Consider the following 22,709-nt stretch of genomic DNA (forward strand, 5'->3'; position numbering starts at 1 on the left):
TGGAAGTTGCGTGCGGCAAGGGAACTCTGCGCGCCAAGAAAGCATTTTCCTGACGTAGATCCAGTAAGGAGGGTTTATCATGAAAATGCTCAGTCTTGCCCCATCCACCGTCGCGCTTGGTCTCATTCTTGGCCTTGCGCCGATCGTTTCCGCGCGGGCGGCGACCGTGCAGAGCGTTCCGACACCGATCGTCTCGGACGTGAAAATGGTGCAAAATAAAGAACATGCCGGTACATGGCGTGGCTATCAAGGTTTTCGCACGGAGCGTCCCGGCACCCGCCGCCATTCCGATGGCTACTGGTATCCGCTTGCCGCCTTCGGCGCCGAGGCCGGCACCACGGGCTCCGTCCGCCAGCCGGTGAACAGGCCCGCACGCCCGGGAATGTGCAACCCCAAGTTTTCCGGATCGATCGGTCCTGGCAGCATGCCGTGTGATAACGGCTATTGAGCCGGCAAATGAAGGAGGCGGCGACGAGCCGCCTCTTTCTCGATCGGGCCGCCGCTCACATGTCCGTGACCTCTGCTTTGGCACCGTAGTATGTGACAGATCGCCTTCCTAACTCCGGGGCGTAAATTCCCTGAATCCTCCCAAGGAGACGATGATGACCACGACTTTCAAGAACGGCCTGGTGGCCGCTGCCTTCGGCGCAATCCTCGGCCTCTCGGCCTTCCAGGCCACGGCAGCTCCCCTCCAGTCCAGCGCGACAGAGCAGGGTGCAGCCAAGCGCCCGGTCGTGCGCCAAGAAACCAAGGTTGAACACGACAGGCGCACGACCGGTTCGATCGGCGAGCGCGCCTCGGAAACCACGGGCTCGACACACTATATGATGAACCCGAAGAAGCCGCTCAACATGGATTGCAAGCTCGGCTTCAACCCGACGAGCAGCTCCAGCTGCAATTACTGACGAGACGCTCGGCCGTTCGCCATCGAGCGGCCCCGTCTGAGCTGAAGGGCGGCCTCCGAGCCGCCCTCAGTTTGTTGGCAGACATCGCTCTCCCCTCGGCACCATCCTCGGCCTTGCCAGCCGGATACGGCATGTCCTTCCCCAGCTGTCGTTCTTACGATGTTGCACCAAATGCAAAAATGCAATAAGTACAGAATCGCGCAAACAGTTGACGGTGGTGTTGCGAAAAGCCGCAGCCAGGAGCGATTGACGCGTCTGCCTTGGAATTGCCATGCTCGCCGCGATGGTCGCATTTCGTAATCAATCGAATTTCAGACGGGTGGGATAATCATGACTGCAAAGTCCGCGCGCGCCGATTTCCTGCATTTTTTCCGCTGCTGGATCAGCAATCCGCTTCGGGTCGCGGCGATCGCGCCGTCAGGGGATTCGCTTGCCAGGATCATGACCGGTGAAATTGCCGCACTCGACGGTCCGATCATCGAGCTCGGCCCGGGAACTGGCGTCTTCACCCGGGCGCTGCTGGCGCGCGGGGTGAGCGAAGCGGATCTGACCCTGATCGAGTATGGCCCGGAGTTCATCACCTCGCTGCAGGCGCGGTTCCCAACGGCGCGCATATTGCAGATGGATGCCGCCCATCTCGCCCATGCCGATATTTTCGAAGGCGAACCGGTCGGCGCGGTTGTCAGCGGCCTGCCGCTGCTCTCCATGTCGCCCGACAAGATCGCCTCGATCATGGCCGGCGCCTTCGCCTATATGCGGCCGGGCGGGGCCGTCTATCAGTTTACCTATGGTCCGCGCTGCCCGGTGCCGCGGCCGATCCTCGAGCGTCTCGGCCTGAAGGCGGTGCGCATCGGCGGGACGGTGCGCAACCTGCCGCCGGCGTCTGTCTACAGGATTTCGCGCAGCAAACCGCTGGAACTGTCGCGCGAGCGCATCGGCTATCGCGAGAGCGAGACTGATATCGACGACGTCGCCGCCTTTTCCAATGAACCCGGCGGCTGAACGATGATGCCGGGCCGGAATGGCTGAGAACAAGCGGACGGAGACGACCGAAGGCAGGCGGGAACGCAAGCGGCGGCAGACGCGCGCGCGCATCGAGCAGGCGGCCATGAACCTCTTTCTGCAGCGCGGCTTCGAGGCCACGACGATCGAGGACATCACCGAGGCGGCCGATGTCTCCAAACGCAGTTTCTTCGATTATTTCCCCTCCAAGGAAGAGGTGGTTTTCGCCTGGCAGGATGCCTTCGCCGATCGCCTGATGGCCGCAATCGCCGCAAGGCCGGTGGGCGAGTCCTCCGTCGCCGCGGTCGAGGCGGCGATCATCGCAACCGTCATCGCCTCCGTCGACGAGCCTGGCTTGGCGAGTGGGGACCTCATCCATCGCACGCCGGCGCTGAAGGCCCGCGACCAGCTGAAATACGCCAGGCTCGAACAGAAGCTCGCCGAGGCGCTGCTGCTGCGCAAGGGAGGTGATCCGCTCGAGCGGCCGCGCATGCGCGTCCTTGCGGCCATCGTCATCGGTGCGCTGCGCGTCGGGGCTGAGCTCTGGCAGCAGCGCCCGCCAAGTGCTTCGCCGCAGGATTTCGCCCGGGAGATTTTCACCGACCTTTGGAAGATGCTGGCGGAATTCGGCGACGAGGCAAAGACCAGGCGTTGACGCGGGGCCGGCTGAGGCGGCTCAGCCCAGCTTCGGGTTCCAACCGCCGTCGATCTGACGATTTCAGTCGTCCGCCTTTGATCGGTGCATAAGCCCGCAAGCAAAAGATCAGGCAAAAATGATTTCATGGAGAGCGACGGCAACGAGGATCGCGCCGGCCGCCGCCTCGATGGATTTCGAAACCACCGCCAGAAGCCTCGGCCGCGTGCTCATCAGGCGGGCGAGCTGCTCGCGGAACATCACGGCGAGGATTGCGACCGCCGAAAGCGTGACGCAGACCCCGAACATCATCGACAGGGCAAAGAGCAGTCCGGTGATGACCACCTGATGGATCATCGCGAAAGTCATGACGAACAAGGTCAGAGGGCAGGGGATCAAGCCGGCCATGAAACCGACGGCGACGCCTTCGCCGCTTGAATGGGTGTGTGCATGTCGGAAGAGGGCGCTCGATACCATCCACAGCCCGATGAGGCCGAGCAGGCCACGGCTTACGGCCTGAAGTACGGGTGCCGACCCGGCATCGACGAAGGAATGCGAGACCAGAGGCAGCGCGAGCAGTGCGATCAGCACGGCCATGCTCACATGGGTGAACGACAGAGCCACCGACACCAACACCGCCTTGTGGGCCTTTATCGAGGATCCCGTGAGGTAAGTGGCGAGCACGGCCTTGCTGTGCCCCGGCGTCAGGGCATGGGCTGCGCCGAAGGCGACGCCCATTGGAAGAAAGGCAAGGAAAGCAAACCAGCCGCCGCCAGCGGCGAACGACTTGATATGCTCTGCGAATGACAGGTAGATGTCGCGCTGGAATTCGATGATCTGCTGCCAGGGCATCAGGCCAGTCCCGTCGTCAAAACTGTAAGCAGGATATAGCGCCCCACTTTGGCGATGGCCACCGGCAGACCGGCAGGATCGAAGCGGCCGCCATTACCCACGAAGAGTAGGCCGCCAGGTAACCTCGGTCATTTCCTCAAAGATATTTCGTAATCGTCTTGAACTCGTCGATCGACTGCCGCTTGTCGCGCGGCAGGGCGCCGACCGTCTCTTCGAGGCAGTGGTCGAGATGATCCTGGATCAGCGTCCGTTTGGCGTTGATGATCGCCTTCTCCACCGCAGAGAGCTGCTGCGCGATGTCGAGACACGGCTTGCCTGCCTCGATCATCGTGATGACGCTCTTCAGATGACCCTCGGCCCGTTTCAGGCGCTTGACGATCTCCGGATGGGTGGCGTGGGTGTGAGGTTCGGTCATCGTGTCCCTGTTCTCGATCCTTCCGAGCAGAAGGGCGCTCGACCTTACGCCGGGGATCGCCTCCGGGACAAGTCAGTGATGATGGCCTTCCGGCGCTTCCATTCGAAACGGAAGGTCGTCGACGTCGACGCCTGCCATCAGCTTCAGCACCGCATCGAACGCGTGAGGCTCGGCCGGAGCGACGTTGCTGATCAAGGCGTGATGATCGGCCGGCGAAGGGAGCAGCGGCAGCCGCTCGACGAGACCATCGCGGGCGATCTCCACGACGGCCTCGAGCCCCTTTGCGTGTTTCGAAATGGAAAGCCGCATGCGTTCACCCTCCGGCGTGTCGACAATCTCCAGCAATCCGGTCGCCAATCGGGAACTCACCGTGAACGCAGCGGGAGCGTGGTGATGCCCGTGGCCGCGATGGTTGGAGGGCGCTTCGGCGGCTGCCTCGGCGATCTGGATGCTCGCCGTACCCAGCGCCGGAAGATGGGCGTGAAGCTCATTGCGAAGCGTGGCCACGATGACGTTGGCATCCGCGACGGGCTTGTCGCCGCTGACCGAGATCGTAACGTCGGCATGGAGCCGGTGACCGATCCAGCGAGCCTTGACGTCCGTCAGGCGTTCGATGCCTGCGACATGCTCTGCTGCATGGTGGATCTCGTCCGTAATCCCCGGCTCGATGCCGTCGAGGCTGCGGGTGATGATGGCGCGCGCCGATTGCCAGACGATGCCGAAGATCGCGATGGTGATCAGCAGGCCGATGATGGGATCGGCGAGCGGAAAGCCGAGCCAGACCCCGACCGCACCGAGCACGACGGCCAGGCTTGTCAAACCATCGGTGCGGGCGTGATAGCCGTCGGCGATCAGCGCGGCGCTGTTCATCTGCCTGCCGACACGGATGCGGAACACCGCCACGGCCTCGTTGCCGATGAAGCCGACGACGCCGGCGACGGCGACCGCCAGAAGCTGGGTGATCCGCTGCGGGTTCAGCAGGCGGTCGATTGCCTCATAGCCGGCGACGATGGCGCTGAAGAGAATGATCAGAACGATCAGCATGCCGGCAAGGTCCTCGACGCGGCCGAGGCCATAGTTGAAGGTTTTCGTCGGCTTCCGTCGGACCAGTGTGAAGGCGATCCACAAAGGAATTGCGGTGGCGGCATCGCCGATATTGTGGATGGTGTCGGCCAGCAGCGCCACGCTTCCCGAAGAGAAGACGACGACGAGCTGCAGGGCTGCGGTGATGGCCAGAATGACGAACGACCACTTGATCGCCCAGATGCCGCGCTCGGACGAGGCGATGCTCGGATCGACGACGCCGTGCGTATGCCCGTGGCCTCCGGCATCTCCATGCGAATGGCCGTGCGAGCCGCGACTGTGGCCATGGGATTGACCGCCTTGACCGAAACCGAACCATTCCCTGATGCTGACCAACATTGCAGATCTCTATCCAAACTGGATTTAGACCTATCCCCCTGGAGAGGATAGGTCAAGTTGGCTTCTTGTCTGCAGGTGCGATCCAATTCCATGCGAGGCTCGAACGCTCCTTGCGAGTCTATCCGGCGCCGCTGTTCCAGCACCATTTCTTTCGTCGGCCCCGTTTGTCGAGCCCTGTTATCGGGTCTGTCCTGTCCTATATCTGCAAGCGTCGCAGCGGCCACATTCTGATGATCCCCGCGATAGGCGGATCTTCACCATGCCGGGCATCGCTTTCGATCAGGGCAGACATTCGCGCTCGAAGGCATCTCCGAAAGCCTCGGCATCCGTGCCGCGGCTGTGCAATCCGCCTCCGAGCGTTCCACAGATTTCAATGATTGATTGATAAGAGAGGAAAGACCATGTCCAGTCACAACGCAGCCCAATACAACGCAGCAAAGTCAGGCACCTTCAGGATCGGCGGCGATATCGAGATCAATCGTCTCGGTTTCGGCGCCATGCGCGTCACCGGCAAGGGCATCTGGGGCGAGCCTTCCGATCATGCCGAATCCATCCGCACGCTGAAGCGCCTGCCGGAACTCGGCGTCAACTTCATCGATACGGCCGATTCCTACGGCCCCGATGTCTCCGAATGGCTGATCAAGGAAGCCCTGCATCCCTATGGCGGCAAGTCTGTCATCGCCACCAAGGGCGGCCTGACCCGCCACGGTCCCGATATCTGGCTGCCCGTCGGACGTCCGGAATATCTGATCCAGCAAGTGCATAAGAGCCTGCGCAATCTCGGCGTCGAGCAGATCGATCTCTGGCAGCTGCATAGGATCGACCCGAAGGTGCCGGCCAGGGAGCAATTCGATGCGATCAAATCGCTGCTCGATAGCGGCCTGATCCGCCATGCAGGTCTGAGCGAAGTGTCCGTTGCCGACATCGAGGCGGCTTCGAAGCATTTCAAGGTCGCGACCGTCCAGAACCGCTACAATCTCGTCGACCGCACCAGCGAGGACGTGCTCGATTATTGCGCCAAGCACAATATCGGCTTCATCCCGTGGTATCCGCTGGCCGCCGGCGACCTCGCCAAGCCAGGCTCACTGCTCGATACGATCGCCAGGAAGCACAATGCAGCACCCAGCCAGATCGCGCTCGCCTGGGTGCTGAAGCGCAGCCCGGTCATGCTGCCGATCCCCGGCACCTCCAAGGTCAAGCATCTCGAGGAAAATGTCGCAGCCGTCGACATCACCCTCTCGAACGAGGAATTCTCCGCCCTCGACGGCGAAGGCAGGAAGGTCTTCAAGGCTGCTTGACGAGGCGGGAAACGGAGAGGTCGCGGTGTGTTCCCTTCTCCCCTCGGGGAGAAGGTGCCGGCAGGCGGATGAGCCACACGGCGTGCCCTTCCATTCCTATCCCGCACCCGTTGTAGGAAAGACCGGCTTCGCCGGCCCCCTTGCATGTTCAAACTGCATCCGTTGATGATGGGTGCGACCCCTGGGGGATGGCCATCCCCCAGGGGTCGGACGGGCGGGACCGTAACCCCCTTGGCGTGAACCGGGGATGAGCCTGGTCCGCCCGTCCTTCGCGTTTGTCCTGAACAGATAGTGGGGAGCAGGTCCCGTATGCAAGGCAAGGTATCGTCCGAACGCACCGCGATGGCGACAGTTTATGTCGGCATCGATGTCTGTAAAGAGTGGCTGGACATTCATCTGCATCCTCTCGGCCGCAGTTTTCGGGTGACCAACGACACGGCCGGCCTGCGCCGCCTCAAGCGGGAGCTCGATGCGCTTGACCAGATGCCGCGCTCGGCGCTGCGTATCGTCATGGAAGCGACCGGCAAGTGGCATCGCGCCGTCCAGCGCTCGCTGCATGCCGATGGCTTTTACGTGTCGGTCGTCGACCCGCTGCGCGCCCGGCTGTTTGCCAAAGCCTGCGGCTTTCTCGCCAAGACCGATCGGCTCGATGCGCGGTTTCTGGCCATCATGGGAGAAGCCCTCAAGCCCGCACAGACCCCACCGCCGGACCAAGCGCTGGAAGCCCTGCAGGAACTGGTCAATGCCCGATCTGCCGCCAATGGCGAACGCACCGCCCTGTCCAACCGGATGAAGACGGCCGTGACCGCCTTCCTGCGCAAGGAACTGACGCGCCGGCTTGCCGCGCTCGACACCCATATCGCAAGACTGGACGCCGAGATCGAGCGCAGCATCTGCGCCGATCCCGAGATGCGCCGCCGCCTCGACATCCTCATCTCCATTCCCGGCATCGGAGCCGTCACCGCCGCAAGCCTGATCGCTGGCCTTTGCGAACTTGGCGCCTGCTCCGGCAAGCAGGCCGCCATGCTGACCGGCCTTGCGCCGATTGCCTGCGAAAGTGGCGAGCGGGCCGGACATCGCTCCATCAGGGGCGGACGCCCAGCACCCAGGAACGCCATCTACATGGCCGCCCTGTCCGCCTCCCGTCACAACCCGGACCTCGCACGCTTCGCCGCAAGGCTGAAGAAAGTCGGAAAACCCAATAAGGTCGTCCTCGTCGCCGTCATGAGAAAGCTCATCGTCCTGGCAAACACCCTCATCACCAAAAACCGCATCTGGACACCAAATCCACCTTGACACCAAACACAGATGCTCATCCGCCCTCATCCGCCCTCATCCGCCCTACGGGCACCTTCTCCCCGCTGGGGAGAAGAGGGAGTCGAGACGCCGCGGCATGTCCCTTCGCTCCGTTTACGTGACCGTGGACGGGTCGAGAGCTGTGGTTCGACCCGGCAGAGGTGGCGGCCTCCAGATGAGGGCAATGCCGGCGATCCCCGAGTCTCCAAATTTTCGGCATAATTTTGACCATCCGGTCAAGCATGCTGCAAAATGAGGCGGTGACCTGTTGTTTTGAGGGCAAGCCTTGCATGCAGTGCATTGCTGCATTGCGGTATTTTCGCTATGCCGAATCAAAAGAATTGGCTATATCTATCTTCGTAAGCAGCGCACTCCTCCTCCCAGCGCTCTTACATCGGACTGACAACACTCCTCCTCCCAGTTGTCAGTCAGGATCAAGAGCCCGGCGCACCTCCTCCCGCGTCGGGCTTTTTTCTTTTCCCCCAAGTCTCATTTCTCTCATGCCCAAAAGGCTTCGACCGCCCGCGGTTTGACTCGGCAAGCGTCGCCGGACTATTTGGACGGGCGCCGCCTGTCCGGTGCGTGAACCGATTGGAGTTGGTCATGATCGGCAAGAGACGCGCCCCGCACGCGGCCGTGACAGGTCTTTTGGTGGCAATGATGGCGCTTTCCGGCTGCGGCGGCAGGCCGGTCGGTGTCATGCAGGCGACCGGCACCGTGCCGCCCGGCACGTCGAAGGTCGATCTGCTCGTCGCCACGACACGCGCTGCCGACGACAATCCCGCCGTGCTTTTCTCCGGTGAGCGCGGCACCGGGCTCGCTGTCAATGCCGTCGATGTCTCCATCCCGCCGGAAGCCAATCGCAAGGTCGGCCAGGTGCAATGGCCAAGCCGCCTGCCGGCCGATCCGCTGCGCGATTTCGTCACCGTTTCCGTCGATCCGCTGGAAGGCGAGCGGGCCGGCGAGACCTGGCTGAAGTCCCATATGCCGAAGAGCCGCCGCGTACTGGTCTTCGTCCACGGCTTCAACAATCGTTATGAGGATGCCGTCTACCGCTTCGCGCAGATCGTCCACGATTCGCATGCCGACGTCGCGCCCGTCGTCTTCACCTGGCCGTCGCGCGGCAGCATCTTCGATTATAATTACGACAAGGAAAGCACCAACTATTCCCGCGACGCGCTGGAGGAGTTGCTGACCCGCACCGCCGCCAATCCCGCCGTCAGCGACGTCACCATCATGGCCCATTCGATGGGCACGTGGCTCACCGTCGAAGCGCTCAGGCAGATGGCGATCCGCAACGGCCACGTCGCACCGAAGATCAACAATGTCATCCTTGCTTCGCCGGATCTCGATGTCGATGTCTTCGGCCGCCAGTTCGCCAGCCTCGGCAAGGACAGGCCGCACTTCACCATCTTCGTCTCTAGGGATGATCGGGCTCTGGCGCTGTCACGGCGCATCTCCGGCAATGTCGACCGGCTCGGCCAGATCGATCCCTCAGTCGAGCCCTATCGCAGCAAGCTCGAGGCGGCCGGCATCACCGTGCTCGATCTCACCAAGCTCAAGGGCGGCGACCGGCTGAACCACGGCAAATTCGCCGAAAGCCCCGAGGTGGTGAAGCTGATCGGCGACCGGCTGATTGCCGGCCAAGCGATCACCGATTCCAATGTCGGCCTCGGCGAGGCCGTCGGCGCCGTGGCGATGGGCGCTGCCCAGACCGCCGGAAGTGCTGTCAGCGTTGCCGTCAGCACGCCGATTGCGATCTTCGATCCGCGCACCCGGCGCAACTACGACGCCCAGCTGAAACGTCTCGGCCAGTCGATGAACAATACCGTCGGTTCGGTCGGCGACAGCGTCGGTGCGGGGCTGCCGGAAAGCCAGTAAAAATTCCAGCAATTCCGTGAATCGGAAAAAACCGGAAATTCTCTAGGCATCGCATCTTGTTGTGATATATCAGATGCACGACGGCACTTCTGTCTGCCGTGCGATGGGTTGATGGCATGGCGGATGAGACGAAGAGAAACGTGGCGGTCGTCGGCGCAGGCGTGATCGGCGCCTCGATCGCCTTTGAGCTGCAGCGGCGCGGGTTTGAGGTGACGCTGATCGACAAGGGCGAGCCGGGCCGCGGCACCTCCTTCGGCAATATGGCAAGCATCGCGCTCGATTTTGCCGCCGGTTCCGGCCCTTCGACCTGGAAGAAGATCCCCGGCTGGCTGCTCGATCCGGAAGGCCCGGTCTGGCTGCGTCCCTCTTATGCCGTAAGGATGCTGCCCTGGTTCCTGCGCTTCCTCGCTGCCGGCCGGCCCCCGCGGCTCCGAGAAATCGAGGATGCCGGCATGCGCCTGTCGAACCGGGCGCTCGGCGATTTCAAAGAGCTGCTCGAGGCGATCGGCGCACCCGAGTTGATGACCGAGGAGGGGTGCCTGGCGATCTACGAGACCGAGGCGGAATTTGCCGCCGATCGCGGCCATCTCGCCATGATGCAGCGCTACGGCCTCGAATTCGAGGTTTTGAGCAACGGCGCCATCCAACATTACGAGCCCACTTTGTCACCGGCGATTGCCAAAGCCGTGCTGCTCCCCGACAACAAGTCGATCCGCGATCCTTATAGGCTGGTCGTGAAACTCGCAGACGCCGCAAAGGCTGCCGGCGCAAGCTTCGTCTCCGGCACTGTGCGGAATATCGAGCACCGAGGCGATGGCACCGCCGTCGTTCTCCTCGAGGATGGCAGGCGCATCGAGGCCGCTTCGGTGGTGCTTGCCGCCGGCGTCCACACCCGCTTCCTCGCCGAAAAGCTCGGCGAGCCGATCCCGCTCGAAACCGAGCGCGGCTATCACACGCAGATCATGAAGCCCGGCATCTCGATGCGCTATTCGGTGATCTGGCCGCATCGTGCCTTCATGGTGACGCCGACGGCGGGCGGCATCCGCATCGGCGGCAATGTCGAGCTCGCCGGCCTCGATGCCGCGCCGGACTTCCGCCGTCCGCGGGTGCTGGTGCGCCATGCCCAGCGTGCGCTGCCCGGCCTGAAGATCGAGGAGACGACGGAATGGATGGGGCATCGTCCGGCCCTGCCCGATACGATCCCGATCATCTCGCCCTCGTCGAAAATGCCCGGCGTTTTTTATGCGACCGGCCACGGCCATCTCGGCCTGACCTTTTCGGCAACGACAGCGCTGGTGATCGCCGATATGGTGACCGGGCTCAAACCATCCCTCGATATGACGCCGTTCCGCATAGACCGATATTAGGAGGCCCCGATGTCCGAAACCACCAAACCCGTCGCGCTGATCACCGGTGGCGGCCGCGGCATGGGCGAGGCGATCGCCCGCGAGCTCTCTGCGCAGGGCTACCGGCTGGCGCTGATGTCGCCGTCGGAAAGCTGCGAGACGCTGGCGGCCGAACTTGGCGGCGTCGCCTCGCGCGGCGTTGCCGAAAAGGCCGAGGACCTCAAGGCGATCTTCGACCTGACGATGAAGACCTATGGGCGCATCGACGCCGTCGTCAACCTGAGCGGCCATCCGCCGAAGGGCGACCTGCTCGATATATCGGACGAGAACTGGACGCTCGGTTCCGACATGATGATCCTGTCGCTGGTGCGCATGGCCCGCCTGGTGACGCCGGTCATGCTGAAACAGGGCAAGGGCGCCTTCGTCAACATCACCACTTTCGCCGCCTACGAGCCGACGCTGGTCTTCCCGGTTTCCTGCACCTACCGCGCCGCTGCAGGCGCCTTCACCAAGCTCTATTCCGATCGTTATTCGGCCGACAATATCCGCATGAACTGCATCCTGCCGGGTTATATCGATAGCCTCAACCACAAGCCCGAGACCGTCGAGAAGGTCCCGATGAAGCGCATCGGCCACGTGGAGGAGATCGCCAAGACCGCGGCCTTCCTGCTCTCCGATGGCGCGGGTTATATCACCGGCCAGAATATTCGCGTCGATGGCGGCGTCACCCGTCACGTCTGATCTGGAGTTTTCGATATGAGATGGAAGCGCACGATCCAACTGCTGGATGTCCATGCCGAAGGCGAGATCGGCCGCGTCGCGATCGGCGGCGTGCCGAAGATCCCCGGCGATACCATCGCCGCCCAGTTGCACTGGCTGAACACCGATCCGAAGGGCGACGAACTTCGCCGCTTCCTTTGCCTGGAGCCGCGCGGCGCGCCGATCGGCTCGGTCAACCTGCTGCTGCCGGCGCGCCACCCGGAGGCCGACGCCGCCTTCATCATCCTGCAGCCCGACCAGGCGCATGCGAGCTCCGGCTCGAACTCGATCTGCGTCACCACGGCGCTGCTCGAATCCGGCATCGTCGAAATGAAGGAGCCGGAGACGATCGTGACGCTCGAAACCGCCGCCGGCATCGTCAAAGCGACGGCGACCTGCCGCGACGGGCGCTGCGAGAAGGTCAGGCTGACCATGGTGCCCGCCTTCGTGCATGAGCTCGATATTGCAATCGACACGCCGCATTGGGGAAGGATCAAGGCCGATATCTGCTATGGCGGCATCTTCTATGCGCTTGTTGATGTCGGCCAGGTAGGTCTGACGATCGAGAAGGCCAACGCCGCCGGCCTCGTCCAGGCCGGCATGATCCTCAAGGAACTGATCAACCGCGACATCGAGGTCGTCCATCCGGAGATCCCGGCGATCTCGGGCGTCGCCTATGTCATGTTCCGCGATACCGAAACCGATGGCACGGTGCGCACCTGCACCACCATGTGGCCGGGCCGGGCGGACCGCTCGCCTTGCGGCACCGGCAACTCCGCCAATCTCGCGACGCTCTATGCCCGCGGCAAGGCCAAGGTCGGCGACACCTTCACCTCGAAGTCGATCATCGGCTCCGAATTCGAAGTCGGCCTCCAGGCAGTGACCGAGGTGGCCGGCCGCCCCGCCGTCATCCCCACCATCACCGGCCGCGGCTTCACCTTCGGCCTGACCCAGGTAGCCCTGGACCCGTTCGACCCACATTCGAACGGCTTTGCGCTGACGGATGTCTGGGGGCCGGCCGCCGGGGAGATATGAACGTTCACGACGGTGTGAGCGATCTTTTATAGTACGCAGAACACACGGCAACGGCCGGAAGATCAGCTGGTCAACTGTGACAGTTCGCGCCGCGTTGACAAGATGGCTGATTAAGTCGAACCGTGTCTCGACGTTCATCGATAGGTACGTGACAGAACCATGCAAGTATCAAGTCCCCAAGAGGCCTATCCCCAGATAGGAACCGTTGCCAATCCTGCAGTGCTGTACGATGGGAACGACGCTTTCATGTGTTATGAAGCCTCTGCGCGCGAGGGAGGCTACAATGTCGTGCTCAAATTCGGTGAGGTTATCGACTTCCGAATAACGCCCATGAACGTTCATGGCCTGAGAGAGTGCAGGTACCCAGTCAATCCGTGGGCTTTCAATGAGATTATTGGCGGTGAGGAGACAGCCAAATGGAACGCCCTCAATCCACGACTTTGGCTTATATCTTTCAATGACGTCATGATCGAAGTTCTCTTCGAGACGGTGTCTCTCATCAGCCGAGACGCAGAAGGCGGCCCACAACATAAGACGCTGATTGGCGCCCTGCGATGAGCGATATCGAAACTATTACGTTGTGGCGTCCGGTCGGGCCCGAGGAACTGGCGCTTATTCGCGATCTCGACATGCGCGGATTTCCGCCACGCTAGCCGGATCAGCCGATCTTCTATCCCGTGCTGTCGGAGGATTATGCGGTCAAGATCGCGCGCGACTGGAATGTGCCGAGGAGCGGGTCAGGCTCCGTGACGAAGTTTGCCGTGAGAAAAGATTACCTCGACGGCCATGCGGTTCAGGAAGCGGGCGGCCGGGCGCATCTCGAATATTGGATACCTGCAGAGGAGATGGACCGCTTCAACGCTGCGATCGTCGGAACCATTGAGGTCACGAAGACCTTCCCGTAACCGGCGTCCCGCCGGTGTCGTCCTGACGGGACGGTTCGCTCGAATGGCTGCCCCTCACCCTAACCTACCAGGGTCGAGCCACTCGTCTCGACCCGTCCTTCGGACCCCCGTAAAAACGGGGCGAGGGGACGTGCCCTGCGAGAGGTTGGTGGGGAACGGAGAGGTCGCGGCATATCCCCTTCTCCCCGCGCGCGCTAGGGCATATACATAAGTCGGTGCGACGGATTGACTCGGTTTGCGGGGGGCGGATTCCTTTACTGCGGGCCGTATGATTGTTTTGGCGACGTTTTGATTTGGGAGCGTCGCCGATGGATGTAGGGCATGATTTTTCGTTGGGCCGGTTTGGAGATCGTCGTCTCGATAAAGGGGGGCGGTGCTGCTCCGTCGCATTGTGCTGCGCGAGACGGTTTGCCTTCGCCAGTTGGCCGAGGGCAACCATTCGCAGGAGATCCGGTTCGGGCGTTTTCTCAACAACAGTGCGGTGAGCGTGGAAGAGATCATTGCCGGCTGGAGCCAGGAGACCCGGTCTGCGGTTGAGGGTCGCCACGTGCTGGCGCTGCAGGACACCAGCGAGATCAAGTTTGCGACGACGCCGGACAGCCGGCGGGAATTGGGCAAGATCAAAAAAGGCAATTGCTTTGGCCTTTTGCTGCATCCGATGCTGGCGCTCGATGCCGACACCGGCAGCTGCCTTGGCCTGGTGGGCGGCCGGGTCTGGACGCGGGGTAGCAAAGAGCTTACGCCGCATGCCGAGCGGCCGTTGAACGAAAAGGAATCGCGGCGCTGGGTGGAGACGGCAGAGGCGGCCAAACTGGTGCTTTCGCGTGCGGCCCGGGTCACGGCGATCGCCGACCGGGAGGGTGACTTCTTCATCATGTGGGCGCGCCTGCCCGATCGGCGCTTCGATCTTTTGTCGCGCGTCATGCATGACCATGCGCTCATCGACGGTTCCAAACTGCGCCGCGCGGTCGAAACGGTGGCGTTTTGCGATACTCAGACGATTGATCTGCGCGAGCGCGCCGACCGTCCGGCGCGGCAGGCGACGGTGTGCCTGCGCTTCGGCGAAGCGACGATCCGGCGGCCGCAAAACCTGCGCGAGGCCGGCCTGCCCGATGGCGTCAGGCTGAGCTGGGTCGAGATCGTTGAACCGGCCGCCCCCGACGGTGTCGAGCCCTTGCACTGGCTGCTCCTGACCACCCATTGGCTCAGCAGCCCGGCCGATGCCTGGCAGATCGTCGCCTGGTACAAGCAGCGCTGGATGATCGAGCAGTTCTTTCGGGTGATGAAGAACCAAGGCTTCAAGATCGAGGACAGCCAGTTGCATCTGGCGGCACGGCTGGAAAAGCTCGTCGCCATCGCCGCCAAGGCCGCAGCAATCGTCCTCCAGCTCGTCCAAGCCCGCAGCGGCGGCGATCACCAGCCGGCAAGCCTGACCTTCACGGCAGCCGAGATCGATACCCTCGCCGCCCTCGAAAGCCGTTTCAAGGGCACAACCAAGCTGCAGTCCAATCCCCACTCTAAGGCCTCGCTGGCTTGGGCCGCCTGGATCATCGCCAAGCTCGGCGGCTGGAACGGCTACGCCTCGGCCAAGCCGCCGGGCCCAATCACCTTCTTCAACGGCCTCAAATACTTTCGAGCCGTCGCCGATGGATGGGCTTTGCGAGATATGTATATGCCCTAGCCCGCGCGCGGGGAGAAGGTGGCGGCAGCCGGATGAGGGGCAGCGGCACGCGCCGGCGATCTTATCAAGCTTCCGCGACCAACTGACCAAAGCACATGACCATCCGCGTAACAATATTCGAAACGCGCTCAACCTCGCCTGCGGTCAGCACCGCCGGTTCGAGTGTCCCAACCCAGCATGGCCAGTTCGGCGACTGCCTCCAGTTCGCCGCGGGTCGCTCCGTCGCGGGCCAGGATCGACATGCCGTTCTGAACGGTCTGGACGAAGCGGGAGCGCGCATGCACGTCGGTCGAGGCTGGAATTTCGCCTGCTGATATCGCCTGGTTCAGGCGCGCCTTCAGGCGGTCGAGCGTGACGGCGCGGGCGGCGCGCACGAGTTCGCCGAGTTCCACGTGACCCTCGCTGCCTCGGTCATCCCAAGTGCGTGAGCATCCGTCGCTTAAGGTTTAGGATGAACGTTTTGGAGAGTGTGGAACGGCTGGTCGGCCAGATGGACAGCGCTTGTTTGCCGATGGCGTCAGGTCCTATGCGTTCGATGCCGACAAAGCCAAGCAGCTTTGACCGAAAAGTGAGGCATTGATAAGCGTAACTTGAAGTCGGCAAGCTCGTGTCGGCTCTGATTCAGAGCCGACATACCGCGGCCCATCAACCGCGTTGCAAAATTCTGGCGCTGGCCTGGCCTGTGGCAAGCTTCTCGGCCGGCGCTGGCCTGCCAAGCAGATATCCTTGGCCGATGTCGCAACCCAGGTCCTGAAGCCGCTGAAGCTGGCTCTCCTCTTCGATACCCTCGGCCGTTATCGTCACGCCAAGTCCCACGCCGAGAGCGATGATCGCCCTGATCACCTTGTCTTGCTTATCGTCGGTTTCGAATGAAGAGACGAAACTCCTGTCGATCTTGATCTTGTCGAACCGGTAGTTGGATAGTTGCGAGAGGCTGGAATAACCTGTTCCAAAGTCGTCGAGAGCAATCCCGACCCCGGCATTCACCAGATCATCGAGGACGATTCGTGCCGTAACGGCGTCCTGGATGATGGCGCTCTCCGTCACTTCCAGCTCGACCCGGTGCGCGGGCAGACCGACATCGCCCCATATCTTGAGAATTCTGAGCCCCAGTAACCGATCGCTCAGTTGGATCGGAGAAAGGTTGAATGACAGGACGATCTCGCTTGGCCAGGAAAGCGCATCGGTGCAGGCGTGGCGAAGCAGTTGGTCGGTCAATTCGACGATCAGACCGGCTTCCTCCGCCACCGGAATGAATTCGTTCGGTGGGATGAATTCGCCGGAGGCCGTCTTCCAGCGTGCCAGCGCCTCGAAGCCGATAATCCTATTCGTTTTCAGGTCCACGAGCGGTTGATAGTAGGGAACGATCTCGGCCTTCCTGATGGCTGCTCTCAGATTAGCTTCCATCCGAATGCGCTTCGCCAACTCGTCCTGCATCGAAGGCACGAAGGGCTTCACCAGATTGCGCCCCTGCTTTTTGGCGACATACATCGCACAGTCGGAATGTCGAATGACTTGACTGAGGTCATCGCCGTTCTCCGGAAAAAGCGCGAAGCCGACGCTGGCGCCGAGGTCAACGGCGACACCATTGAATGTGAACGGCTTGCCGATCACGGTCACTATGCGGTTCGCCAACACGGCAAGATCGGGATTTCCGGTTCGCCGCGCCAGGACAACGAATTCGTCTCCACCAAGGCGGAAAACGTGTTCGCGGGGAAAGAGGGAAGAGAGCCGCTGAGCAACAGTCTTCAGCACCGCATCACCGTGATCATGCCCCAGGAGGTCGTTGACCTTCTTGAAGCCGTCGAGATCGATGCTGAACACGGCGTAGGCTTCTTCCCTTTGATCGGTCATCGCCTGCGCGCATACGGAATCCAGAAACCTGCGGTTAGGCAGTTCGGTCAGCGTGTCGTGACAGGCAATCCAGTCTACGTTCTTTTCGGCGGGCGTTTCGCTGCGTGAATTGGATATCTTTCCCGTAAATCGGATGAGGCTTCGATTCGATGGTGTCTGCCGGTCGCCGCCATCTGCCATTTTCGAATGGTTGAAGAACCCGCCGGAGGATCAGTAGTCCTTGAAAAGGAATGGGCGTGACGGATTTACAGCGCCCTCGCGTCTTTTCAGCATCCGCGCGTCGCCGGCGACCGCGGGCCGGCTCCGCAGTCTCGCCAGGGTAGGGCGCATCCCAGGGCCGATCAACCCGCCAGCATGGTATCCCCCAGGCTGTAGCAGTGGCTTGCCTGATAGGCGTTCCGACCTCGGTTCATGTGCGTCACATTGAAAGTCCGAATGGCGCGCAACATGCGGCGTTCCGCCAGGAATTTGTGGATCGAGGCGGAGCCTCGCACAGTGATGCCGAAAATGTCCTCGCCGCGCGGAAAAAAGTAACCGACGTCTTCGGGCGTCGTGACGCAGTCCTCGAGAAAAGCCTCGTCCACATTGCCCTGCGCGGGTGAATGGTCGGTGGTGAAATGCGAAAGATGCACCAGGAATCGTGCACGCAGGCCCTCGCCGTCGGCGTAGAGCGTGAAAAGCTCCATCCAACTCGCATTGATGCGGATGAGCGGCTTGTCGGACGTCGAGGGCAGGCACGAAAACCGACCAGTAGTGACGCTCGGTCTTGCGCGGGATGGGGATGCAGGTTTGTCCATAGACTCTGAGAATTTCCAGAAGGTCTTGCGCCTGCGGGCGACGAAGCAGCTTCTCGAACCGCGCAACGTACCTGAACCGCTGTTCCAGGGACTCCAAGCGCTCGTCGGCGTCGATCAACTCCGCCTCGCCTTCTATCCAATCGCGCTGTTGCTCAGGATCCAGAAACTTGCGCAAGCCGGTGGTGTTGCGACGGGGAGTCGTTCTCATGTCAGATCCGTGTCTTCATCGCTCCACCGGCCTGATCCCGCACGTGTCCATGCAGCCCCGCGACGTCGGCTCCTGGCGGTGAGGCGCCGTTCGCAGCCGGGCGGCTTGCCGGCGCGGTGCATCAACGCACCGGCCGCACCATAACATCTATCGAACGAATGGCGAAAGACCGACCTTCATCTGGCCCGAAAGCCAAAGCTTACTGACGACCAAACCGCTGCGCACTTTTCGGCATCATGCTCTAGTAGACGAACGGATCGACCTCGGCCGCGGTATGGGTTCCCGGCTCTTTCGGATAGATCACGCCCTTGCGCAGGATGATGTTGGCGTAGAGCCTGGGCTCGCCGGTCTGGATCACCGCATGGGCGGTCTTCACCCTTCCGTAGAAATCCTGGCCGATCAGCGGCACCACCTGCCGATGCGGCTCGTGGCGGGCACAGCAGTCGATCATCTCCTCGTGCACGGGGTCGAGCTTGTCGCGCTCGGCCTTGACGGTCGAGCGGAAGATCGCCTCCGCCACGAAATCGTCGATCGGCAGCACGCTGAGCACGGCGTTGAGGACCGGGATGAGGTGGTGGCCGTCGAGCCGGATCAGCCGGCGGGCATGTTCGACGCCCGGATAATTGCCGTCGACGATGGCAATCTCATCGCCGTGGCCCATGGCGCGAAGCGTAAATAGCAGCTCCGGGCTCAACAGCGGATCAAGTCCTTTCAGCATGGTCTATCTCCTTGAAAAGTACGTTCTGGTCGGTGAGGTAACGCGCGAAGATCGGCAGGCTGGCGCCACCGATGGCGCGCGCCTGGGCGCCGACCGCGCCCTCGATGATTTCAGGCATGACGACGCCCTGCAGGTCGAGTTTGGCAGCTTCGTCGATGGTGGCCTGCACCAAGCGGCTGCGCACCCAATCGGGAAAGCCGCCATCGATGACGGCCGCACTGAAATCGAGGATCGAGGCGGCGGCGACGATCGCCTGCGCCAACGCCTTGGCGCTATCCCGGATCCAGGCTTCCATCGGCTCGCCGAAATCCACCCAGTCGTCGGCGGAATACCAGAGCGGCTCTGGATCGATGCCGCGTTCGCGCAGCATGTTCTCGAGCACGAAGATCGAGGCGATTTCGAGCAACTGCTTCGTCTCGCCGTTCTTGCCCCGCACCGGCAGCGGTCCGATCGCGCCTGCCGTGCCGGTGCGGCCGGAAAAGATCGCCGAATTCAAGACGATGCCGCCGCCGATGAAGGAGCCGATGAAGAAATAGACGAAATCCGGGTAGGACGGCCCAACGCCGAAGACGAGTTCGGCGCCGCAGGCGCTGGTCGCATCGTTCTGCATGAAGACCGGATAGGAGACGCGAGAGGCGACGTCGGCCTGCAGGTCGACGTCGCGCCAGACCTCCATGGCGCCCGGCGGCGCACCCACCTCTTCGGCCCAGTTCCAGAGCTCGAAGGGGGCGGCGATGCCGAGGCCGGCAATGCGGCCGCGCTGCTTGTCGTCGAGCCGGTCTTCCAACTCGCGGATGCCCGAGGTGACGAAGGCGAGGATTTCATTCGGCAGCGGATAGGCATAGGTCCGGTGCAACTGCATGCGGATGCGGCCGACGAAATCCATCAGCACCAGATCGGCGCTGCGCCGGCCCATCTTCAGGCCGAAGGAATAGACGGCATCGGGATTGATATGCATCGGGATCGACGGCTGGCCGACGCGGCCGCGCACCGGTTCCCCGCGCGACAGCAGCCCTTCCTTTTCCAGCACCCGCATGATGACGGAGACGGTCTGCGCCGACAGCCCGCTGCGGCGCGCGATATCGGCCTTCGACAGCGCGCCGTAGAGACGCACCAGCGACAGCACGAGCCGTTCGTTATAGGCTCGCACCCTGACCTGGTTCGCACCTCCGGCCGGATTGAGAATTGGTGGCGGGACCGGCGTGTGTTCCGGTCCATCCAAGGACGACATGGCCGCTCCTCCCGATCGTTGGCCTATTGCCCTAATTCGTTCGAGCATGCCACATCGAATTAATAATTCAATTGGATTTATTTATTGACAAGCCAATTTCTTTTCGCTCTTAATTGCCGTCGTCAAGGGCACGGGACCGCTGGGAGGCATTAGCGATCCACGGCGAAGTGTCATATCTTAAGCTTCCGGCCCCGCAGGGGCGGCGCCGGCAAACTCTGGGAGGAGTTCCATGAAGAAATCCGTTCTCGCTTTCGGCGCGCTCGCGCTTGGTGTCACCTTTTCCGCTCCTGTCATGGCGGCTGACGTGGCTGCCTGCCTGATCACCAAGACCGACACCAACCCCTTCTTCGTCAAGATGAAGGAAGGTGCGACGGCCAAGGCCAAGGAACTCGGCGTCTCGCTGAAGTCCTATGCCGGCAAGGTCGACGGTGACAGCGAAAGCCAGGTGGCTGCGATCGAAAGCTGCATTGCCGACGGCGCAAAGGGCATCCTGATTGCTGCTTCCGACACCAAGGGCATCGTGTCTTCGGTCAAGAAGGCCCGTGATGCCGGCCTGCTGGTCATCGCTCTCGACACGCCGCTCGAGCCGGCCGATGCCGCCGACGCCACCTTCGCCACCGACAACCTGCTCGCCGGCAAGCTGATCGGCCAGTGGGCCAAGGAAACGCTGGGCGACAAGGTGAAGGACGCCAAGGTCGGCTTCCTCGATCTGACCCCGTCGCAGCCGACGGTCGACGTTCTGCGCGACCAGGGCTTCATGATGGGCTTCGGCATCGATCCGAAGGACCCGAACAAGATCGGCGACGAGGACGATGCTCGTATCGTCGGTCATGACGTGACCAACGGCAATGAAGAAGGCGGCCGCAAGGCCATGGAAAACCTTCTGCAGAAGGATCCGAGCATCAACGTCATCCACACGATCAACGAGCCGGCCGCTGTCGGCGCCTATCAGGCGCTGAAGGCTGTCGGCATGGAAAAGAACGTGCTGATCGTCTCGGTCGACGGTGGTTGCCCGGGCGTGAAGTCGGTCAAGGAAGGCGTCATCGGCGCCACCTCGCAGCAATATCCGCTGATGATGGCAGCCCTTGGCGTCGAAGCGATCAAGAAGTTCGCCGACAGTGGTGAAAAGCCGAAGCCGACCGAAGGCAAGTCCTTCTACGACACCGGCGTCTCGCTCGTCACCGACAAGCCGGTTTCCGGCGTCAAGTCGATCGACACCAAGGAAGGCACCGACAAGTGCTGGGGCTGAGCCCTGATTGTTGAAAGCAGACCGGCCGGGGCTTGATCCCCGGCCGTTTTCGACGGACGATGTGCCGTCGCCTCACGAACCGGCTAATCAAAGACCGGATGGATATCGGTGACGGCCCCCGCGCGAGTTCGGCGCGCGGATGCGGAGGAGGAACCATGACCGGAACACAGGAATTCGAACGTGTCCTCGACGGCAGCGACAAGAGCGTTGCCTCCTTCGAGCACGAGAATGTCTCGCTGATCAAGCGCGCGCAGCATTTTCTCCACTCGACGCCGGCCGCCGTGCCGCTGATCGTGCTGGTGCTGGCGATCATCATTTTCGGGATCACCATCGGCGGACGGTTCTTCTCGTCCTATACGCTGACCCTGATCCTGCAGCAGATCGCCATCGTCGGTATTCTCGGCGCCGCCCAGACGCTGGTCATCCTGACTGCCGGCATCGATCTTTCGATCGGCGTCATCATGGTGATCTCGGCGGTGATCATGGGCAATGTCGCCATCACCTACGGCATACCGACGCCGATCGCGGTCGCGGCCGGCATGCTTGTCGGCGGCCTTTGCGGATTGCTGAACGGCTTCCTCGTCGCCTACATGAAGCTGCCGCCCTTCATCGTCACGCTCGGCACGTGGAACATCGTCATGGCGACGAATTTCATCTATTCCGCCAATGAGACGATCCGCGACACCGACGTCGACGAAAAGGCGCCGCTGCTGCATCTTTTCGCCGTGAGCTTCAAGCTCGGCAGCGCCGTGCTGACCGTCGGCGTCATCGCCATGGTGCTGCTCGTCGTGGTCCTCTGGTATGTCCTCAATCACACCGCCTGGGGCCGGCATGTCTATGCCGTCGGCGACGATCCGGAGGCAGCCAAGCTCTCCGGCATTCAGACCAAGAAGGTGCTGCTGACCGTTTACGCCATCTCGGGCGTCATTGCCGGCTTGGCCGCCTGGGTCTCGATCGGCCGCAACGGCTCGATCTCGCCGTCCTCGGCCGTCACCGATTTTAACCTGCAGGCGATCACCGCGACTGTGATCGGCGGCATCTCGCTGTTCGGCGGCCGCGGCTCCATCCTCGGCACGCTCTTCGGTGCGATGATCGTCGGCGTCGTCTCGATGGGCCTCAACATGCTCGGCGCCGACCCGCAATGGAAAGTCCTTTTGACGGGTGTGCTGATCATCGCCGCCGTCGCCATCGATCAGTGGATCAGAAAGGTTTCGGTGTAAT

At 62.2% G+C, this 22,709-nt stretch carries 20 protein-coding genes and 2 pseudogenes; 14 read left to right on the forward strand and 8 right to left on the reverse strand.

Features of this window, described 5'->3' with window-relative positions; all coding sequences use genetic code 11:
* The first annotated feature begins 79 nt into the window (after window positions 1-79).
* From N1937_RS00480 to N1937_RS00495, 4 genes are all read left to right on the forward strand, one after another.
* Window positions 80-448 (forward strand): hypothetical protein, encoded by a 369-nt coding sequence (locus N1937_RS00480; protein ID WP_017966799.1) that lies wholly within the window; start codon window positions 80-82, stop codon window positions 446-448.
* Window positions 449-602: 154 nt separating this feature from the next.
* Window positions 603-905, forward strand: a complete 303-nt coding sequence (locus N1937_RS00485; RefSeq protein ID WP_017966800.1) for a hypothetical protein — start codon at window positions 603-605, stop codon at window positions 903-905.
* Between the two features lie 330 nt (window positions 906-1,235).
* A complete protein-coding gene (locus N1937_RS00490; protein ID WP_170257421.1) occupies window positions 1,236-1,907 on the forward strand; it encodes a class I SAM-dependent methyltransferase in 672 nt (223 codons plus the stop codon).
* Between the two features lie 19 nt (window positions 1,908-1,926).
* Window positions 1,927-2,562, forward strand: a complete 636-nt coding sequence (locus N1937_RS00495) for a TetR/AcrR family transcriptional regulator (RefSeq protein ID WP_260057186.1) — start codon at window positions 1,927-1,929, stop codon at window positions 2,560-2,562.
* A gap of 108 nt (window positions 2,563-2,670) precedes the next feature.
* Here the strand turns inward: N1937_RS00495 and N1937_RS00500 are convergent, their stop codons facing one another.
* From N1937_RS00500 to N1937_RS00510, 3 genes are all read right to left on the reverse strand, one after another.
* The gene (locus N1937_RS00500; RefSeq protein ID WP_260057187.1) at window positions 2,671-3,393 is read right to left on the reverse strand and encodes an urease accessory protein UreH domain-containing protein; all 723 of its coding nucleotides are present in this window, start codon (window positions 3,391-3,393) and stop codon (window positions 2,671-2,673) included.
* Window positions 3,394-3,529: 136 nt separating this feature from the next.
* Window positions 3,530-3,808, reverse strand: coding sequence for a metal-sensing transcriptional repressor (locus N1937_RS00505; protein ID WP_024323399.1), 279 nt, complete (start codon window positions 3,806-3,808; stop codon window positions 3,530-3,532).
* A gap of 72 nt (window positions 3,809-3,880) precedes the next feature.
* Window positions 3,881-5,230 (reverse strand): cation diffusion facilitator family transporter, encoded by a 1,350-nt coding sequence (locus N1937_RS00510; RefSeq protein ID WP_260057188.1) that lies wholly within the window; start codon window positions 5,228-5,230, stop codon window positions 3,881-3,883.
* Between the two features lie 401 nt (window positions 5,231-5,631).
* Here N1937_RS00510 and N1937_RS00515 point away from each other — a divergent pair, with 401 nt between their 5' ends.
* The 8 genes from N1937_RS00515 to N1937_RS00550 all read left to right on the forward strand — a co-directional run bounded on the left by N1937_RS00515 (window position 5,632) and on the right by N1937_RS00550 (window position 15,431).
* Window positions 5,632-6,528, forward strand: a complete 897-nt coding sequence (locus tag N1937_RS00515) for an aldo/keto reductase (RefSeq protein ID WP_162119290.1) — start codon at window positions 5,632-5,634, stop codon at window positions 6,526-6,528.
* A 309-nt stretch (window positions 6,529-6,837) separates the two neighbouring features.
* Window positions 6,838-7,824: an IS110 family transposase gene (locus N1937_RS00520; RefSeq protein ID WP_222281449.1), complete on the forward strand. Its 987-nt coding sequence runs from the start codon at window positions 6,838-6,840 to the stop codon at window positions 7,822-7,824.
* Window positions 7,825-8,427: 603 nt separating this feature from the next.
* Window positions 8,428-9,705, forward strand: coding sequence for an alpha/beta hydrolase (locus N1937_RS00525; protein WP_222296591.1), 1,278 nt, complete (start codon window positions 8,428-8,430; stop codon window positions 9,703-9,705).
* Window positions 9,706-9,821: 116 nt separating this feature from the next.
* Window positions 9,822-11,072, forward strand: coding sequence for an NAD(P)/FAD-dependent oxidoreductase (locus N1937_RS00530; RefSeq protein ID WP_260057189.1), 1,251 nt, complete (start codon window positions 9,822-9,824; stop codon window positions 11,070-11,072).
* Between the two features lie 9 nt (window positions 11,073-11,081).
* The gene (locus tag N1937_RS00535) at window positions 11,082-11,792 is read left to right on the forward strand and encodes an SDR family oxidoreductase (protein ID WP_260057190.1); all 711 of its coding nucleotides are present in this window, start codon (window positions 11,082-11,084) and stop codon (window positions 11,790-11,792) included.
* 15 nt (window positions 11,793-11,807) lie between these two features.
* Entirely contained in the window at window positions 11,808-12,845 is a 1,038-nt protein-coding gene (locus N1937_RS00540) for a 4-hydroxyproline epimerase (RefSeq protein WP_260057191.1), read from the forward strand.
* A gap of 665 nt (window positions 12,846-13,510) precedes the next feature.
* Window positions 13,511-13,750 (forward strand): hypothetical protein, encoded by a 240-nt coding sequence (locus N1937_RS00545; RefSeq protein WP_260059028.1) that lies wholly within the window; start codon window positions 13,511-13,513, stop codon window positions 13,748-13,750.
* A 373-nt stretch (window positions 13,751-14,123) separates the two neighbouring features.
* Window positions 14,124-15,431 carry an IS4 family transposase gene (locus tag N1937_RS00550; protein WP_222351084.1) on the forward strand — a complete coding sequence of 436 codons (1,308 nt, stop codon included), beginning with the start codon at window positions 14,124-14,126 and terminating at the stop codon, window positions 15,429-15,431.
* A gap of 128 nt (window positions 15,432-15,559) precedes the next feature.
* Here the strand turns inward: N1937_RS00550 and N1937_RS00555 are convergent.
* The 5 genes and pseudogenes from N1937_RS00555 to N1937_RS00575 form a co-directional block, all read right to left on the reverse strand.
* Window positions 15,560-15,844: pseudogene (locus N1937_RS00555) on the reverse strand (TetR/AcrR family transcriptional regulator); the annotation flags it as partial.
* A gap of 232 nt (window positions 15,845-16,076) precedes the next feature.
* Complete coding sequence (locus N1937_RS00560) at window positions 16,077-17,465, reverse strand: putative bifunctional diguanylate cyclase/phosphodiesterase (protein ID WP_260057192.1); 1,389 nt, start codon at window positions 17,463-17,465, stop codon at window positions 16,077-16,079.
* 161 nt (window positions 17,466-17,626) lie between these two features.
* Window positions 17,627-18,290: pseudogene (locus N1937_RS00565) on the reverse strand (hypothetical protein).
* Window positions 18,291-18,531: 241 nt separating this feature from the next.
* Window positions 18,532-19,008, reverse strand: a complete 477-nt coding sequence (locus N1937_RS00570) for an RbsD/FucU family protein (RefSeq protein WP_170258858.1) — start codon at window positions 19,006-19,008, stop codon at window positions 18,532-18,534.
* Entirely contained in the window at window positions 18,992-20,239 is a 1,248-nt protein-coding gene (locus tag N1937_RS00575) for an ROK family transcriptional regulator (protein ID WP_260057193.1), read from the reverse strand. The genes N1937_RS00570 and N1937_RS00575 overlap by 17 nt, the downstream gene beginning before the upstream one ends.
* Window positions 20,240-20,468: 229 nt before the next feature.
* On the opposite strand from N1937_RS00575, the gene N1937_RS00580 reads away from it, so the two are divergent.
* Both N1937_RS00580 and N1937_RS00585 read left to right on the forward strand, forming a co-directional pair.
* Window positions 20,469-21,488, forward strand: coding sequence for a sugar ABC transporter substrate-binding protein (locus N1937_RS00580; protein ID WP_017966815.1), 1,020 nt, complete (start codon window positions 20,469-20,471; stop codon window positions 21,486-21,488).
* 155 nt (window positions 21,489-21,643) lie between these two features.
* Window positions 21,644-22,708, forward strand: coding sequence for an ABC transporter permease (locus tag N1937_RS00585; protein WP_026154411.1), 1,065 nt, complete (start codon window positions 21,644-21,646; stop codon window positions 22,706-22,708).
* Window position 22,709: the final 1 nt, after the last annotated feature.

Source organism: Rhizobium sp. WSM4643 (genome assembly GCF_025152745.1).
GTDB lineage: Bacteria > Pseudomonadota > Alphaproteobacteria > Rhizobiales > Rhizobiaceae > Rhizobium > Rhizobium leguminosarum_I.

Bases quoted from the DNA above. Each gene is read 5' to 3' on its own strand.
- N1937_RS00525 (WP_222296591.1), top strand. From the start codon at position 8,428: ATGATCGGCAAGAGACGCGCCCCGCACGCGGCCGTGACAGGTCTTTTG.
- N1937_RS00560 (WP_260057192.1), bottom strand. From the start codon at position 17,465: ATGGCAGATGGCGGCGACCGGCAGACACCATCGAATCGAAGCCTCATC.
- N1937_RS00495 (WP_260057186.1), top strand. From the start codon at position 1,927: ATGGCTGAGAACAAGCGGACGGAGACGACCGAAGGCAGGCGGGAACGC.
- N1937_RS00580 (WP_017966815.1), top strand. From the start codon at position 20,469: ATGAAGAAATCCGTTCTCGCTTTCGGCGCGCTCGCGCTTGGTGTCACC.
- N1937_RS00535 (WP_260057190.1), top strand. From the start codon at position 11,082: ATGTCCGAAACCACCAAACCCGTCGCGCTGATCACCGGTGGCGGCCGC.
- N1937_RS00530 (WP_260057189.1), top strand. From the start codon at position 9,822: ATGGCGGATGAGACGAAGAGAAACGTGGCGGTCGTCGGCGCAGGCGTG.
- N1937_RS00575 (WP_260057193.1), bottom strand. From the start codon at position 20,239: ATGTCGTCCTTGGATGGACCGGAACACACGCCGGTCCCGCCACCAATT.
- N1937_RS00520 (WP_222281449.1), top strand. From the start codon at position 6,838: ATGCAAGGCAAGGTATCGTCCGAACGCACCGCGATGGCGACAGTTTAT.
- N1937_RS00515 (WP_162119290.1), top strand. From the start codon at position 5,632: ATGTCCAGTCACAACGCAGCCCAATACAACGCAGCAAAGTCAGGCACC.
- N1937_RS00540 (WP_260057191.1), top strand. From the start codon at position 11,808: ATGAGATGGAAGCGCACGATCCAACTGCTGGATGTCCATGCCGAAGGC.
- N1937_RS00505 (WP_024323399.1), bottom strand. From the start codon at position 3,808: ATGACCGAACCTCACACCCACGCCACCCATCCGGAGATCGTCAAGCGC.
- N1937_RS00570 (WP_170258858.1), bottom strand. From the start codon at position 19,008: ATGCTGAAAGGACTTGATCCGCTGTTGAGCCCGGAGCTGCTATTTACG.
- N1937_RS00510 (WP_260057188.1), bottom strand. From the start codon at position 5,230: ATGTTGGTCAGCATCAGGGAATGGTTCGGTTTCGGTCAAGGCGGTCAA.
- N1937_RS00585 (WP_026154411.1), top strand. From the start codon at position 21,644: ATGACCGGAACACAGGAATTCGAACGTGTCCTCGACGGCAGCGACAAG.
- N1937_RS00485 (WP_017966800.1), top strand. From the start codon at position 603: ATGACCACGACTTTCAAGAACGGCCTGGTGGCCGCTGCCTTCGGCGCA.
- N1937_RS00500 (WP_260057187.1), bottom strand. From the start codon at position 3,393: ATGCCCTGGCAGCAGATCATCGAATTCCAGCGCGACATCTACCTGTCA.
- N1937_RS00490 (WP_170257421.1), top strand. From the start codon at position 1,236: ATGACTGCAAAGTCCGCGCGCGCCGATTTCCTGCATTTTTTCCGCTGC.
- N1937_RS00480 (WP_017966799.1), top strand. From the start codon at position 80: ATGAAAATGCTCAGTCTTGCCCCATCCACCGTCGCGCTTGGTCTCATT.